The sequence below is a fragment of the Streptomyces sp. NPDC049585 genome (genome assembly GCF_040675615.1).
GTDB classification, from domain to species: Bacteria; Actinomycetota; Actinomycetes; order Streptomycetales; family Streptomycetaceae; genus Streptomyces; species Streptomyces luteosporeus.
On the sequence record NZ_JBFAPE010000003.1, the window covers coordinates 192,710 to 205,613 of the forward strand.

A 12,904-nucleotide genomic window follows, 5' to 3' on the forward strand; every position below is an offset into this window, starting at 1 on the left:
AAGGACGACTCAGGAGGCGGACGGTTCGATCTCCCCTGCAAAGACGATGACCTGGTCGATGAGGCTCCGCCGCAGATGGACGACGTCCGTTCCCGCCAGGTGGGGACCTCCATCCGGCGTGGTGAAGACCCATTGGTACCGGGCCCACTCGTCGGGCATGTCCACCGCCGAGCAGCGCACCATCGTGCCGGGCCCCGCCGGGTGGCGCCGGATGTCCAGCACGAACCGCTCGACCGCCGCGATTCCTTCGCTGCGACCCAACGGCCCCCAGAAGACCACGTCCGAGGTCAGAGCCTGGGAGAGCAGGGCAGGCACATAGCTGTCGTCCGAGGCGTTGAACGCGGAGATGAACGTGTCGATCGCGGAACGTGCAATCTCTTCCTGCATGCCCCAGTAATACCAGCCGTTTCGCGCGCGCTCGTCCCGCGATCCGCCTTCCGATCACCGTGAACCATCCCGGTCACAGCAGTAGAGATCCCCGTGCATCAGCGGCGCCGGCTGAACCCCCCCTGCTGCAAGTGCACCTGATAGAGCATCGGGTGCCTCGCGAGGCACTTTTGAATGTCGCTCCTGGCGATCTGGCGACCGGCCGAAAGTCGTCAGGGCCTCGAACCAGAGTTGGCGGCAGCACTGGCGCACTGAGTTCGGAGTTGTGCGCGCGCTACCCGTAGCTGGAGTCGTGCTGCAGGCCGCAGGCAAGTCACACGATGGACCGGTGCAGATCGCCCGGATGCACAAACTCGCCAAGGGCTCGGCGGTCGAGGCCCGCACCCAGGCGATCAACCGGCTCAAGGCTGTCCTGCTCAGTGCCGACCCGAACCTGCGGGAAGAACTGGACGGACGGGGCAAATGCGGAACTCTTCCGCTACAGCCATGCCCCCGTCATAGGGGCAGTATGTGAGATGTGGGAGCGTGAACGGGTGAGTGAGAGTACGCCGAACACCCTGCAATACCGCTCCGACGGGCCCCAGGACACCCCAGTCCTGGTTCTGGGCCCCGCTCTCGGTACGACATGGCACATGTGGGACCGGCAGGTCCCCGAATTGTCCCGCCGGTGGCGCGTCGTCCGCTTCGACCTGCCCGGCCACGGCGGCGCCCCCGCGGAACCCGCCGCCACCGTCGGCGACCTCACCGACCGGCTGCTCACCACCCTCGACGCCCTCGGCGTCGACCGCTTCTCCTACGCCGGCGCCTGCCTGTCCGGCGCCGTCGGCACCGACCTCGCCCTGCGCCACCCGCACCGGCTGCAGGCCCTGGCCCTGGCCGGCTCCGCCGCCCGCTTCGAGACGGCCCCCGACGCCGGCCTGCGCGCCGCCGCCGTCCGCGACGGCGGACTCGAACCCGTCGCCCGCCAGGCGCCCGGCCTGTGGTTCACCCCCGTCTTCGCCGGCGCCCAGCCGGCGATCGTCGACTGGGCCGTGCAGATGGTGCGCACGACCGACCCCGTCAGCTTCGCGGCCGCCTGCGAGGCGCTCGCCGCGTACGACGTGCGCGACGCCCTCGCCCGCATCACGGTGCCCACCCTGGTCGTCGTCGGCGACCAGGACCCCGCCACCCCGACCGCCGAGGCCCGCACCCTGGTCGCCGGCATCCCCGACGCCCGCCTGGCCGTCGTCCCGGCGGCCCGCCACCTGGCCCCGGTCGAGCAACCGATCGCGGTGACGGACCTGCTGATCCGCCACTTCTCCGCGCAGCGCCGCCCGGCGGCGACCGGGTCGGGGGCGGCGGCCTCCCCGCCCCCCTCCGGTCCCGCCGACGCGGGGCCTGCAGCGGCCGGATTCCCGCCGGCGTCCGGCGCTCCCATGCGCCCCGGCCCCTCGACCTCCTCCGGCTCGACGCCGGCCCCGGCGGGCTTCGGACCGGCGCCCGCCGGCCGGGCCCGGGGCCCGGAGGGGGCAGCAGCGGCTCCGGGCGCCACCGCGCCGATCGCCGGCCCCTCCGGTTTCCCGGCCGCCGGCGTCGTGCCCGCGCCCGGGACCGGGTTCCCCGGGGCACAGTCGGGCGGTGGCGAACCGAAGCCCGTTCACGGGGGTGCCGCACCGCAGCAGGCGGGCGCGTCCGCGGACGGCTCCGCGAGGGTTGTCGGCCGGGGGACGGACGGGGCCGAGGCGGCTGCCGGGCCGCTCGCCGGCCCCGGGGCGACCTTCCGGCTGGGTCCGCCGGTGACCGGTGCGGGGCCGGTCGTCTCCGGGCTTCCCGACGCCGCGGTCCGGTCCGGCGGGCGGCCGGGAGCGGACGGTGTGGGCCATGCGCCGTTGGGTGGTGCATCGGGCCCGGGCGGTGCGGCGGCCGCACCGCATCAGGCGGCCGCGTCCGCGGATGGTTCCGCCGCGGGGCACTCCGGCGACCGGCCGGGCCCGGAGCGGGCCGCCGCCGGGCCGCAGCAGGCCGAGGCGGGCGACTCCTTCCGGTATGAGCCACCGGCGGGCGCGGACCGTACGTCGCAGGGCGGTGGTCCGGCCGGCGAGGCGGATCCGGTTCGCGCGGGTGCTGCTTCCCTTCAAGCGGACGGCTCGGCGATGACCTCCTTCCGCCTCGGCCCGCCGGTGCCCGGTGCCGGGAAGGCGTGCGGGGAGCGCGCACCGCAGCAGGCGGGTGCGTCCGCGGACGCCGCATCCGGCGTCGGCGGCCTGCTCCCGGACGCGGTTCCGGCGGGCGGGGCCGCCGTTCCGGTTGCCGCCGGGCCGGAGGCCCCCCGCACCGCGCGCCCGTTCGGGGCGGCGTACGAGGAGTTCGTCGAGCGGTTCGCCCGGGGCGGCCCCTGGGCGCGGCCCGGGCTCGATCCGCGGACGCGGTACCTCGTCACGCTCACCGCGCTCGCCGTCGGCGGGCACACCGGTGAGCTCGCCGCGTACGCGCGGGCCGCGCTGCGGGCCGGGGTGTCGGCCGAGGAGATAGAGGAAACGTTGCTGCAGGCCGCGCCCTACTGCGGCCTGCCCGCCGTCGGCGCGGCGTTCGACGCCGTGGGCCGCGTCATGGCCGAGGAGGCCGGCACGTAGCAGGATGGGCGTCATGACGATCAAGCTCACCAAGCACGGTCACGCCTGCATCCGCCTGGAGAAGGGCGGTCGCACCCTGGTCATCGACCCGGGTGCCTTCACCGAGGAGGACGCGGCCGTGGGCGCGGACGCCGTCCTCGTCACCCACGAGCATCTCGACCACTTCGACGCCGGCCGGCTGCGCGCCGCCCTGGAGGCGAACCCCGCCGCCGAGCTGTGGACGCTGCGCAGCGTCGCCGAGCAGGTCTCGGCGGCGTTCCCGGGCAGGGTGCACACGGTGGGCGAGGGCGACGCCTTCACGGCCGCCGGTTTCGACATCCAGGTGCACGGTCAGCTGCACGCCGTGATCCACCCGGACATCCCGCGGGTCACCAACGTCGGGTACTTCGTCGACGGCTCCGTCTTCCACCCCGGGGACGCGCTGACGGTCCCGGGGCAGTCGGTGGACACGCTGATGGTCCCGGTCATGGCGCCCTGGAACAAGGTCTCCGAGGTCATCGACTACATCCGTGAGGTGAAGCCGCGCCGGGCGTACGACATCCACGACGCGCTGCTGACGGATCTGGCCCGGCCGGTGTACGACCGGATGCTGGGCGCGGACGGGCCGGGCGTCGCGGGGGCCGAGCACGCGCGGCTGGCGCCGGGCCACAGCGTCGAGCTCTGAACCGGGCCCGGGCGGGCCCGCCCCGTTGTCCCCGCCCCGTTGTCAGTGCCTCCCGTTAGGGTGGCCGCATGCGCATCGCCACCTGGAACGTGAACTCGATCACCGCCCGTCTGCCGCGGCTGCTGGCCTGGCTGGAGAGCAGCGGTACGGACGTGTTGTGCATCCAGGAGACCAAGTGCAGCGCCGAGCAGTTCCCGGAGCAGGAGCTGCGCGAGCTCGGCTACGAGTCCGCGGTCCACGCGGACGGCCGGTGGAACGGTGTGGCGCTGGTCTCCCGAGTGGGCCTGGAGAACGTGGTGCGTGGCCTGCCCGGCGGTCCGGAGTACGACGGCGCGCAGGAGCCGCGGGCGGTCTCCGCGGACTGCGGCGGCGTGCGCCTGTGGTCGGTGTACGTGCCCAACGGCCGTGAGGTCGGCCACGCGCACTACAGCTACAAGCTGCACTGGCTGGAGACGCTGCGCGACGTGGTCGCCACGGACGCGGCGGGGGAGCGGCCGTTCGCGGTGCTGGGCGACTTCAACATCGCCCCGACCGACGAGGACGTCTACGACCGGTCCGTCTTCGAGGGCTCCACGCATGTGACGGCGGCCGAGCGTGCCGCGCTGGGCGCCCTGCGGGACGCGGGCCTGAGCGACGTCGTCCCGCGCCCGCTGAAGTACGACCACCCGTACACGTACTGGGACTACCGTCAGCTGTGCTTCCCGAAGAACCGGGGCATGCGCATCGACCTCGTCTACGGCAACGCGTCCTTCGCCGCGGCGGCGAAGGACGCCTACGTCGACCGCGAGGAGCGCAAGGGCAAGGGCGCCTCCGACCACGCGCCCGTCGTCGTCGACCTGGAGCTCTGATGAGGGCTCGCCGGGCCTGACGTCAGGTCAGCTCGCGCAGGTCGATGGAGTCGACGAACGCCCGCATTCCCGCGTTCCCGGGGTGCAGGTGGTCGCCGCCGTCGTAGCGCGGCAGCATCCGTTCGGGGTGCTCCGGGTCGCGCACCGCCGCGTCGAAGTCCAGCACCCCGTCGTACGGCCCGTTCCCGGCCCGCCCGGCCGCGCGCAGGTGCCGGTTGACGGCGGTGCGCCGGTCCTCGGCCTCGGCGGTGCAGTCCCAGAAGCCGCCGCAGGGCGCGATGGTGGCCACCAGCACCCGTAGGCCGCGTGCGTGGGCGCGGGCGGCGATGGACCGCAGCTCGTCGATGATCTCCTCCGCCGTGGTGTCGCCGCGCACGTCGTTGACGCCCTCGAAGACGATGACGGTACGGGCCCCGGTCTGCGCGAGGACGTCCCGCTCCAGCCGGTGACCGGCGCTGACGCCGCTCCTGACGGTGCTGACGCCGTCCCCGGGGTAGCGGTCGGTCACCACGCGGTTGCCGGAGATGCCCTGGTTGAGCACCCCGTAGGCCGGTACGGCGCGCTGGTCGCGCAGCCGCCGGGCCAGCAGGTCGGGCCAGCGCCCGTTGGCGCCCGGCGTGGAGCGCTCGCCGTCGGTGATCGAGTCGCCCAGGGTCACGACCGAGCCCGCCCCGCCGGCGACGTCCACGCCGGTCAGCAGGGGCCAGCCGTCGAGCGGTTGGTCGAACACCGTGGCCTCGCGGTCGGCCGTGCGGTCGCCGCGGGCGTCGGCGGTGAGGTACGAGACCTGGTTGCTGTAGCTGTGCACGGGCAGCGTCCGCACCGTACCGGGCAGGTGGATGCTCACCAGCAGGTTGCTGTCGGGCGGCACCCGGAAGCCCACCGGGTCGCTGAACTGCTGGGCCCCGGCGGGGATGTCCGTGCCCGCTCGGCCGCCGAAGGTCAGCGGCACCGGCCGTCGCGTCGCCGCCGCGCCCCGCTCCTGGAGCGCGATGCTGGCGTGCCCGATGCGCACCGGCTGCCGGGCGAAGGTGTTCTCCAGCCGGATCCGGGCGCGCGGGCCGCCCACGCTGCTGTGCACGATCAGCCGGAGGGTGCGGTCCGTCCACGGGCCGACGGCGGAGTACCCGGACGTGGAGGTCGCCCAGCTGCCGGTCCACCCGTTCGAGGGAGAGCGCAGCGCCAGGGAGAAGACGTGCAGGCCTGGCGCTTCGGGCAGTTCGACGGAGGCGACCTCGCGGCCGCGCACGACCGGCACCGTCACCGCGTACAGCCGTACGGTCCCGGCGCGGGCGCCGTCGGCGGTGTTGCGGTGCGGCAGGGCGAGGGCCTTGGTGGCGAGCGGCCCGTGCCGCCAGTCGGGTGCGGCGAGGGTGTAGCGGCCGGCCGAGCCGTCGCGGTAGGCGATCGTGCCGGTGCCGCTCGCCCGCTCGCCCGTACCGGCGACGAGGAAGGTCAGGGCGTCGCCGCGCCCGGCGAGGCGCACCCGTTGCCCGTCGGCGCGCACGTTGTCGGGCCGGCCGGGGGCGGTGGCGGGCCAGCGCAGGACCGTACGGTCCAGGACGAGGGCGCGGCCGGGCGTCCAGCCGGCGGCCCGGAGGTCCTGGGCGGAGAGCGAACCGCCGGAGCCGTCGAGGTCGGCCGCCTCCGGCCGGTCGTCGTCGCTGATGCCCCGGTTGTCGAAGAGCCGCTCCAGCGGCAGCGGGGCCGCCGCCCCGGCGGGGGCGGCCGGCGCGGGCGTGGAGGCCAGGACGAGCGCGCAGGCCGCCCCCGCCGCCACCGCCGCGGCGAGCAGCGCCCGTCTGCGCCGCCCGGGGCGGTGTGTGGTGGGCGTCGGTGTCCGGAGCATGTGCGTCCTGCCTCCCAGCGTTCCCCGCGCGTGCACGTGGCGGGATGAAGCTAGGGAGACGCCAGGGGAACGTCAAGGAAGCCACGCGGTCACGCCGGGCGTCGCCGAGTCGGTGGTGGCGGCACCCGTGCCGGTGGGATCCTGTCCGGTATGAACATTCCCTTCCTGGACGGCTGGCGCAGGCGGCACGGCACGCCGGGCGGCACGCCGCTGCCCGAGCGGGCCGAGCGGGACCCGCAGGGCCTGGCGGAGCTGCTCTCGGAGTGCGAACTGCTGCGTGCCCACGCGCAGTCGGCCGGGGTCGTGCTCGACGACTCGCCGGCGTCCCTGGAGGGGCTGGACCAGCTGCAGCCGCGCTGGCGCGACGACGCGGAACTGGTGCCCTGGCTCGGCAACGACGCCGGCCTGTACCTGGGCACGGTGGTCGTGCGCACGGTCGCCGGCGCCGGCTGGTCGATCCGCTCCGACGGGCAGCCCGTCGTACGGCTCGCCAACGGCCTGGAGGCGGACGTCGTCGAGGTCGGCCGCGCCTGGGCCGAGGACGGCGCGCCGGAGCTGTCGCAGGTGTACGCCGAGCTCGCCGAGAGGTGAGCCCCGTGGGGGCGGGGTGATGCCCCCACGACGCGTCAGCTGGTGAACGCGATGGTGTACTCCAGCCGCCAGCGGTCGGCGCGCACGACGATGTCGGAGGTCTCCACGGCCCGGTTCTCGCCGTCGAAGTGCGTGCGTTCGACGACGGTGACGCACTGGCCCGCGGCGCAGCCCAGGGCCTCGGCCTCGGGCGTGGTGGCCGGCCGGGAGCCGACGAGCTCCCGGGCGCGCACCACCCGGATGCCGATGGCGGCGAGGCGGCCGCGCACCCCGCGCCGGGCGTAGGGGCCGCGCTCGGGCAGGACGACGTCGGTGCCGCCGGTGATGGACAGCGGCTCCCAGCTGGTGGCGAGCTGCACCGGGTGCCGGTTGGCCAGGTACTCGTACTGGGTGCACAGCACCGTCTCGCCCGGGGCGATGCCCAGCCGCTCGGCGATGGGTGCCGGCGCCGGGGTCTCGCTGGAGGACGCCTCCCAGGTGAGCGCGGCGCCGTAGCCGCGCAGGCCGCGCACCTCGGCGGCGAAGGGGGAGTCCACGGCGCCGGTGGAGCGCAGCAGCGCGCCCAGCGGCGCCCGGTCGGTGACGAACACCCCCCGCCCGAACTGCCCCTCGGCGTAGCCGGCGGCCTTCAGCACCCGTACCGCCCGGTCCACCGTCTGGTCGCTCGCGCCGTAGGTGCGTTTGAGCTCGGAGCGGGAGGGAATGCGGTCGCCCACCTTCAGCCCGCCCTCGTCGATCCTTCGGCGCAGGTCGTCCGCGATGCGCAGATATACGGGCCTGCTGTCGCCCATGCGGGCTCCCTTCCCCCTCGAAGTCCCCCGGCCGGAGCACACAGGCTAGGTACCCAGGCTCGGTCTGTGTACCTAGGGCAAATGGCGGTCCGTCCGCCCCCGATCCGGCTCAATCCCGCGGCGCCGCGCGTGTCAGCGGGCACCTGCCCGGGCGTACCGCGGTTACGGTGCGGCGACCGCGAGGTCCCGAGCGAGCGGGGAGGCCGGAATGGCCGGCGAGCCACTGATCGAACTGCGCGACGTCAACAAGTACTACGGCAGGCTGCACGTGCTGCAGGACATCGATCTGACCGTCGGCCGCGGCGAGGTGGTCGTCGTCATCGGCCCTTCCGGTTCGGGCAAGTCGACGCTGTGCCGCACGATCAACCGTCTGGAGTCGGTGGACTCCGGCACCGTCACCATCGACGGCAAGCCCCTGCCGGAGGAGGGCAGGGAGCTCGCCCGGCTGCGCGCGGACGTGGGCATGGTCTTCCAGTCCTTCAACCTCTTCGCGCACAAGACCGTCCTCGCCAACGTCTCCCTCGCCCCGGTCAAGGTGCGCGGGCGCGGCCGCGAGGAGGCCGACCGGCACTCGCGCGAACTGCTCGAACGCGTCGGCCTGCTCGCCCACGCCGAGAAGTACCCGGCGCAGTTGTCCGGCGGCCAGCAGCAGCGCGTGGCGATCGCCCGGGCCCTGGCCATGGAGCCCAAGGCCCTGCTCTTCGACGAGCCGACCTCCGCCCTGGACCCGGAGATGATCAACGAGGTGCTGGAGGTCATGCAGCAGCTGGCCCGCGAGGGCATGACGATGGTCGTCGTCACGCACGAGATGGGCTTCGCCCGCTCGGCCGCCAACCGCGTCGTCTTCATGGCCGACGGCCGCATCGTCGAGGACCGCCCGCCGGAGGACTTCTTCACCGCACCGAGCAGCGAGCGGGCCAGGGACTTCCTCTCCAAGATCCTCAAGCACTGAGGCGGTGAGGAAAGCCCATGCCACGCCCTGTCCACCGCCTGCTGCCCGCCCTGGCACTCACCGCCCTGCTCACCGTCGCCGCCCTCTGCGCCGCAGGCTGCGGCAAGGAGGGCAGCCCGCCCGTCAAGGGCCCGAAGCCCGGGCAGCTGCCCGTCTACACCGTCGCCACCGGCTTCACCCTGCCGGACTCCGCCACCTGGCGGCGCGCCCGCAGCCGCGGCCACCTCGTCGTGGGAGCCAAGGAGGACCAGCCGTACATGGGCGAGAAGGACCCCGCCACCGGCGCCTACTCCGGCTTCGACATCGAGATCGCCCGCATGATGGCCGCCTCCCTCGGCTTCGACCCGAAGACGATCTCCTTCCGCACCATCGCCTCCGCCAACCGCGAGACGGCCCTGCAGAACGGCCAGATCGACTACTACGTGGGCACCTACACCATCAACGCCCTGCGCAAGAAGCAGGTCGGCTTCGCCGGGCCCTACTACACCGCCGGCCAGTCGCTGCTGGTCCGCAAGGACGAGAAGGGCATCGACGGCCCCGGTGACCTCGCCGGCAAACGCGTCTGCTCGGCCGCCGGCTCCACCCCGCTGCAGCGCATCGAGCGCGACTACCCCAAGGCCCACGCCGTCGCCTACGACACGTACTCCATCTGCGTCGACAACCTCCTCAGCCTCCAGGTGGACGCCGTCACCACCGACGACACCATCCTCATGGGCTACGCGGCCAAGGCGCCGGACGAGCTGAAGCTGGCCGGCCGGCCCTTCTCCACCGAGCCGTACGGCATCGGGGTGCCCCGCGGCGACACCGCGCTGCGCCTGGCCCTGGACGACGCCATCGCCGCCCACGAGCGAAACGGCGACTGGAAGAAGGCCTACGACGCCACCCTCGGGCTGTCGGGGGTGCCCGCACCGCAGCCGCCCGCCGTCGACCGCTACCCGGCGGGCTGAGGGGAGCACCGTTGAACGTCCTCACCGACAACCTCGCCCTCTACGGCCGCGGCCTGCTGGGCACCGTCGAACTGACCGTCTACGCCTCGCTGCTCGCGCTCGCCCTGGGCTGCGTCATGGCCTCCTTCCGCGTCGCCCCCGTCGCGCCCCTGCGCGCCTTCGGGACCGCCTGGGTGGCCGTCCTGCGCAACACCCCGCTCACGCTGCTGTTCTTCGCCGTCATGCTGGGGCTGCCGCGCTTCGGACTCGTCCTGCCCTTTCAGCTCTTCGCCGTCCTCGCCCTGGGCTGCTACACCTCGGCCTTCATCTGCGAGGTGCTGCGCTCGGGCATCAACACCGTGCCCACCGGGCAGGGCGAGGCCGCCCGCAGCCTGGGCATGACCTTCGGCCAGACCCTCGCCCTGGTCGTCCTGCCCCAGGCCTTCCGCACCGTCATCCCGCCGATCGGCTCGACGCTCATCGCGCTCGCGAAGAACTCCGCCATCGCCGGGGCGTTCAGCGTCACCGAGCTGCTCGGCACGTACAAACCCCTCAGTGAGCTCGGCTACAGCGTCGTGTGGTCGTTCGTCTGGATCGCCGTCGGCTACCTGATCGTCACCCTCACCATCAGCGCGCTGTTCAACGTGCTGGAGAAGCGCTGGGGAGTGCCCCGATGACCGCCTCCACCACCCTGTACGACGTCCCCGGCCCGCACGCCCGGCGCCGCCACCGCCTCTACGGCACCCTGGCCTCGGCCGCCATCGTCCTGCTGCTCGCCTGGGTGGTGTACCTGCTGTTCGACACCGGGCAGTTCACGGCCGCGAAGTGGGAGCCGTTCACGTACAAGGGCATCCAGGAGATGCTCCTGGAGGGCCTGGCCAACACCCTGCGGGCGTTCGGCTTCGCCGCCGTGCTCTCCCTCGCCCTCGGCGGACTGCTGGCCTGCGGGCGGCTGTCGGAGCACCGGGTGCTGCGCTGGGCCGCCACCGTCGTGGTCGAGTTCTTCCGGGCGATGCCGCTGCTGGTGATGATCTTCTTCATCTTCGTGGCCCTCAAGGTCCAGCCGCTGCCCGCCCTGGTTGCCGGGCTGACCCTCTACAACGGCTCGGTCCTCGCCGAGGTCTTCCGCACCGGAGTGGGCGCCGTCGACCGCGGGCAGCGCGAGGCGGCGTACTCGCTGGGCATGCGCAAGACGCAGGTGATGGCCTACGTCCTGGTGCCCCAGGCGCTGCGCGCGATGCTGCCGACCATCATCAGCCAGCTCGTGGTCGCCCTGAAGGACACCTCCCTGGGCTTCCTCATCACCTACGAGGAGTTCCTCCATGCCGGCAAGCTGATCGCCGGGAACCTCGACTACGACCTGCCCTTCATCCCCGTGGTGATGATCATCTCGCCGATCTACATCGGGATGTGCATGCTGCTCTCGCGCCTGGCCACCTGGGTGGCCGCACGCCAGCGGCGCAGCGTCAAGACAGAGGCGGTGGAGGTGGCCCCGGCCGAACCGGGCACCCTCATGCCCGGCGCGGGGGCGCATCCGTAGGGCGCGGCGGGCCGACTCGGGCGCGGTGCGGACGCGCTCGTCATATCTTCGAGAAAACGCCCGGTATTCCACCTTGCCCCGGGCCTACGATGACCGTAGGCAGGATGCGGAACCGCGGTGGGGCCGCCTCCCGCCGACGGGGGAGCCATGACCACGCCATGGACCGATCACCTGCAACTCGAAGCCTTCGTCAAACAGTTCGAGCTGGCCGACCGGCTGGGGCACGACGCCTTCGGCGAGTACGCCGCGGTGGCCGACGAGCTCGACGAGCTCTACCTCACCCAGGCCCAGCAGTTCCTCCAGGAGCTCGACCCCGACGGCGCCGCCGAGCGCTTCGCCGAGGTCGTCCGCCTGAACGAGACCCTCCTCGCCCGCGCCGACCGCGAGCTCGCCCGCCCCGAGCGCGTCGCCCCGGACTACCGCACGGACCTCATCGCCTGGCGCGCCGAGGCCGCCGACCTGGCCGTGTACGCCCAGGGCGAGGCCCTGCTGGCCCAGGCCATGCAGCGCCGCCTGTCCGGCGACCTGCGCGGCGCCGTCGACCTGTACGAGCAGGCCCAGGAGCAGTTCGGCCAGCTGGCCGAGGAGTCGGAGGCCCGCGGCGAACTCGGCGAGCTCAAGGCCCTGCTGTCCGGCACCGACGCCGGCTTCTGCCAGGGCGTGCTCGCCATGGGCGCCGGCGCCTACCAGCAGGCGCGCGAGATCTTCCGCCAGGTGCGCGCCACCTACCAGGAGATCAGGCGGGAGCTCGCCGACGACGTCCCGGACGTCGGAGGCGGCCCGCCCGGTCCGGGCACCCCCGCCGGCCAGGTGGCCTGGGAGGTGGAGGCCCAGCTGGCGTACGCCGACATGATGTTTCAGCTGGCCAGCTTCTTCGACCATGTGCGCTCCGGCCACCCCGACCGCGCCGAGGAGTGCATCTGCGAGGCGGTCGGCCTGTACGAGGAGTGGATGAACCTCGTCATCGCCCAGGGCTGCGCCCCGCTTCAGCGGCGGGTGATGCTCATGGAGCTGTCCAACCTGCGGGGCTGGCAGGGCTGGGTGCGCGCCGACGTCGCCCGCGAGCGGCGCGACTGGCAGCGCTGCCGCGAGCACCTGACGCGCGCCGAACAGGCGTGGTCCGCCTGCGCCGATCTCAGCGCACGGCTGTCGGTGACCGGGCGTGCCTCGCTGCCGTTCGAGATGTCCAACATCGAGATGCTGCTGGAGACCAGCCGGCGGCGCTACCAGCGCGAGCGCGAACTGTGGCAGGAGATCGAGCGCCTGACCGCCCAGCTGCGCGCCCAGGGGCGGGTGGAGGTCCACTCGCACGGAGGGTACGGAGGGCAGGGCGGCCGCGGCGGCACGGGAGGGAGCCTCGACATGAGCGAGAACCAGGAGCACCACTACTCCACCTACAACTTCCCCGGCGCCAATGTGGGCGCGGCGGGGGACGGCGCGCGGGCCGAGCGGTTCCAGCAGTTCACCGGGCTGCGCCCGGGCGACTTCCGGCACCTCGCCGAGGAGCTGGAGGACCTCGCGGTCACCATGGGCGGGGCGGCCACCGACGAGACCCAGCGCGCCGCGGTACGCGCCGTGCGCGCCGCCGCCGAGGGCGCCCGCTCCCAGGACGAGAGCGCGGTGCGCCGGCACCTGCGCGCGGCGGGGGCGTGGGCGCTGGACATGGCGGCGCGGCTCGGCGTGAGCGCCGCCGAGGCCGCCGTGCGCAGCGCGCTCGGCGGCTGAGCGCGCCCTCGCCCGCGGC

The 12,904-nt window shown here is 73.6% G+C and carries 12 protein-coding genes and 1 pseudogene; 10 read left to right on the plus strand and 3 right to left on the minus strand.

Going from position 1 to position 12,904, the window contains the following annotated elements; translation table 11 throughout:
• Positions 1–9: 9 nt before the first annotated feature.
• On the minus strand, positions 10–387 hold the full coding sequence (locus AB0K17_RS05200; protein WP_365982138.1) for a nuclear transport factor 2 family protein: 378 nt from the start codon (positions 385–387) through the stop codon (positions 10–12).
• A 515-nt stretch (positions 388–902) separates the two neighbouring features.
• On the opposite strand from AB0K17_RS05200, the pseudogene AB0K17_RS05205 reads away from it, so the two are divergent.
• From AB0K17_RS05205 to AB0K17_RS05220, 4 genes and pseudogenes are all read left to right on the plus strand, one after another.
• Positions 903–1,688: pseudogene (locus tag AB0K17_RS05205) on the plus strand (alpha/beta fold hydrolase); the annotation flags it as partial.
• A complete protein-coding gene (locus AB0K17_RS05210) occupies positions 1,674–2,999 on the plus strand; it encodes a carboxymuconolactone decarboxylase family protein (protein WP_365982236.1) in 1,326 nt (441 codons plus the stop codon). The pseudogene AB0K17_RS05205 and the gene AB0K17_RS05210, both read left to right, overlap by 15 nt.
• A gap of 19 nt (positions 3,000–3,018) precedes the next feature.
• Positions 3,019–3,663 carry an MBL fold metallo-hydrolase gene (locus tag AB0K17_RS05215; protein ID WP_365982237.1) on the plus strand — a complete coding sequence of 215 codons (645 nt, stop codon included), beginning with the start codon at positions 3,019–3,021 and terminating at the stop codon, positions 3,661–3,663.
• Between the two features lie 68 nt (positions 3,664–3,731).
• Positions 3,732–4,511 carry an exodeoxyribonuclease III gene (locus tag AB0K17_RS05220; RefSeq protein ID WP_365969303.1) on the plus strand — a complete coding sequence of 260 codons (780 nt, stop codon included), beginning with the start codon at positions 3,732–3,734 and terminating at the stop codon, positions 4,509–4,511.
• A 22-nt stretch (positions 4,512–4,533) separates the two neighbouring features.
• Here AB0K17_RS05220 and AB0K17_RS05225 read toward each other — a convergent pair whose 3' ends face one another.
• Complete coding sequence (locus tag AB0K17_RS05225; RefSeq protein ID WP_365982139.1) at positions 4,534–6,360, minus strand: SGNH/GDSL hydrolase family protein; 1,827 nt, start codon at positions 6,358–6,360, stop codon at positions 4,534–4,536.
• Between the two features lie 150 nt (positions 6,361–6,510).
• Here AB0K17_RS05225 and AB0K17_RS05230 point away from each other — a divergent pair, with 150 nt between their 5' ends.
• Entirely contained in the window at positions 6,511–6,951 is a 441-nt protein-coding gene (locus AB0K17_RS05230; RefSeq protein ID WP_365969302.1) for a DUF6278 family protein, read from the plus strand.
• A 35-nt stretch (positions 6,952–6,986) separates the two neighbouring features.
• Here the strand turns inward: AB0K17_RS05230 and AB0K17_RS05235 are convergent, their stop codons facing one another.
• Positions 6,987–7,742, minus strand: a complete 756-nt coding sequence (locus tag AB0K17_RS05235) for a GntR family transcriptional regulator (protein ID WP_365969301.1) — start codon at positions 7,740–7,742, stop codon at positions 6,987–6,989.
• A 208-nt stretch (positions 7,743–7,950) separates the two neighbouring features.
• Between AB0K17_RS05235 and AB0K17_RS05240 the strand changes: the two genes are divergently transcribed.
• The 5 genes from AB0K17_RS05240 (at position 7,951) to AB0K17_RS05260 (ending at position 12,885) form a co-directional block, all read left to right on the plus strand.
• Entirely contained in the window at positions 7,951–8,694 is a 744-nt protein-coding gene (locus tag AB0K17_RS05240; RefSeq protein WP_365969300.1) for an amino acid ABC transporter ATP-binding protein, read from the plus strand.
• A gap of 17 nt (positions 8,695–8,711) precedes the next feature.
• Positions 8,712–9,641, plus strand: a complete 930-nt coding sequence (locus tag AB0K17_RS05245) for a glutamate ABC transporter substrate-binding protein (protein ID WP_365982140.1) — start codon at positions 8,712–8,714, stop codon at positions 9,639–9,641.
• Positions 9,642–9,652: 11 nt separating this feature from the next.
• A complete protein-coding gene (locus tag AB0K17_RS05250) occupies positions 9,653–10,297 on the plus strand; it encodes an amino acid ABC transporter permease (RefSeq protein WP_344437217.1) in 645 nt (214 codons plus the stop codon).
• Positions 10,294–11,160, plus strand: a complete 867-nt coding sequence (locus AB0K17_RS05255; protein WP_365969298.1) for an amino acid ABC transporter permease — start codon at positions 10,294–10,296, stop codon at positions 11,158–11,160. The genes AB0K17_RS05250 and AB0K17_RS05255 overlap by 4 nt, the downstream gene beginning before the upstream one ends.
• Positions 11,161–11,307: 147 nt before the next feature.
• Complete coding sequence (locus tag AB0K17_RS05260) at positions 11,308–12,885, plus strand: hypothetical protein (RefSeq protein WP_365969297.1); 1,578 nt, start codon at positions 11,308–11,310, stop codon at positions 12,883–12,885.
• Positions 12,886–12,904 lie beyond the last annotated feature (19 nt).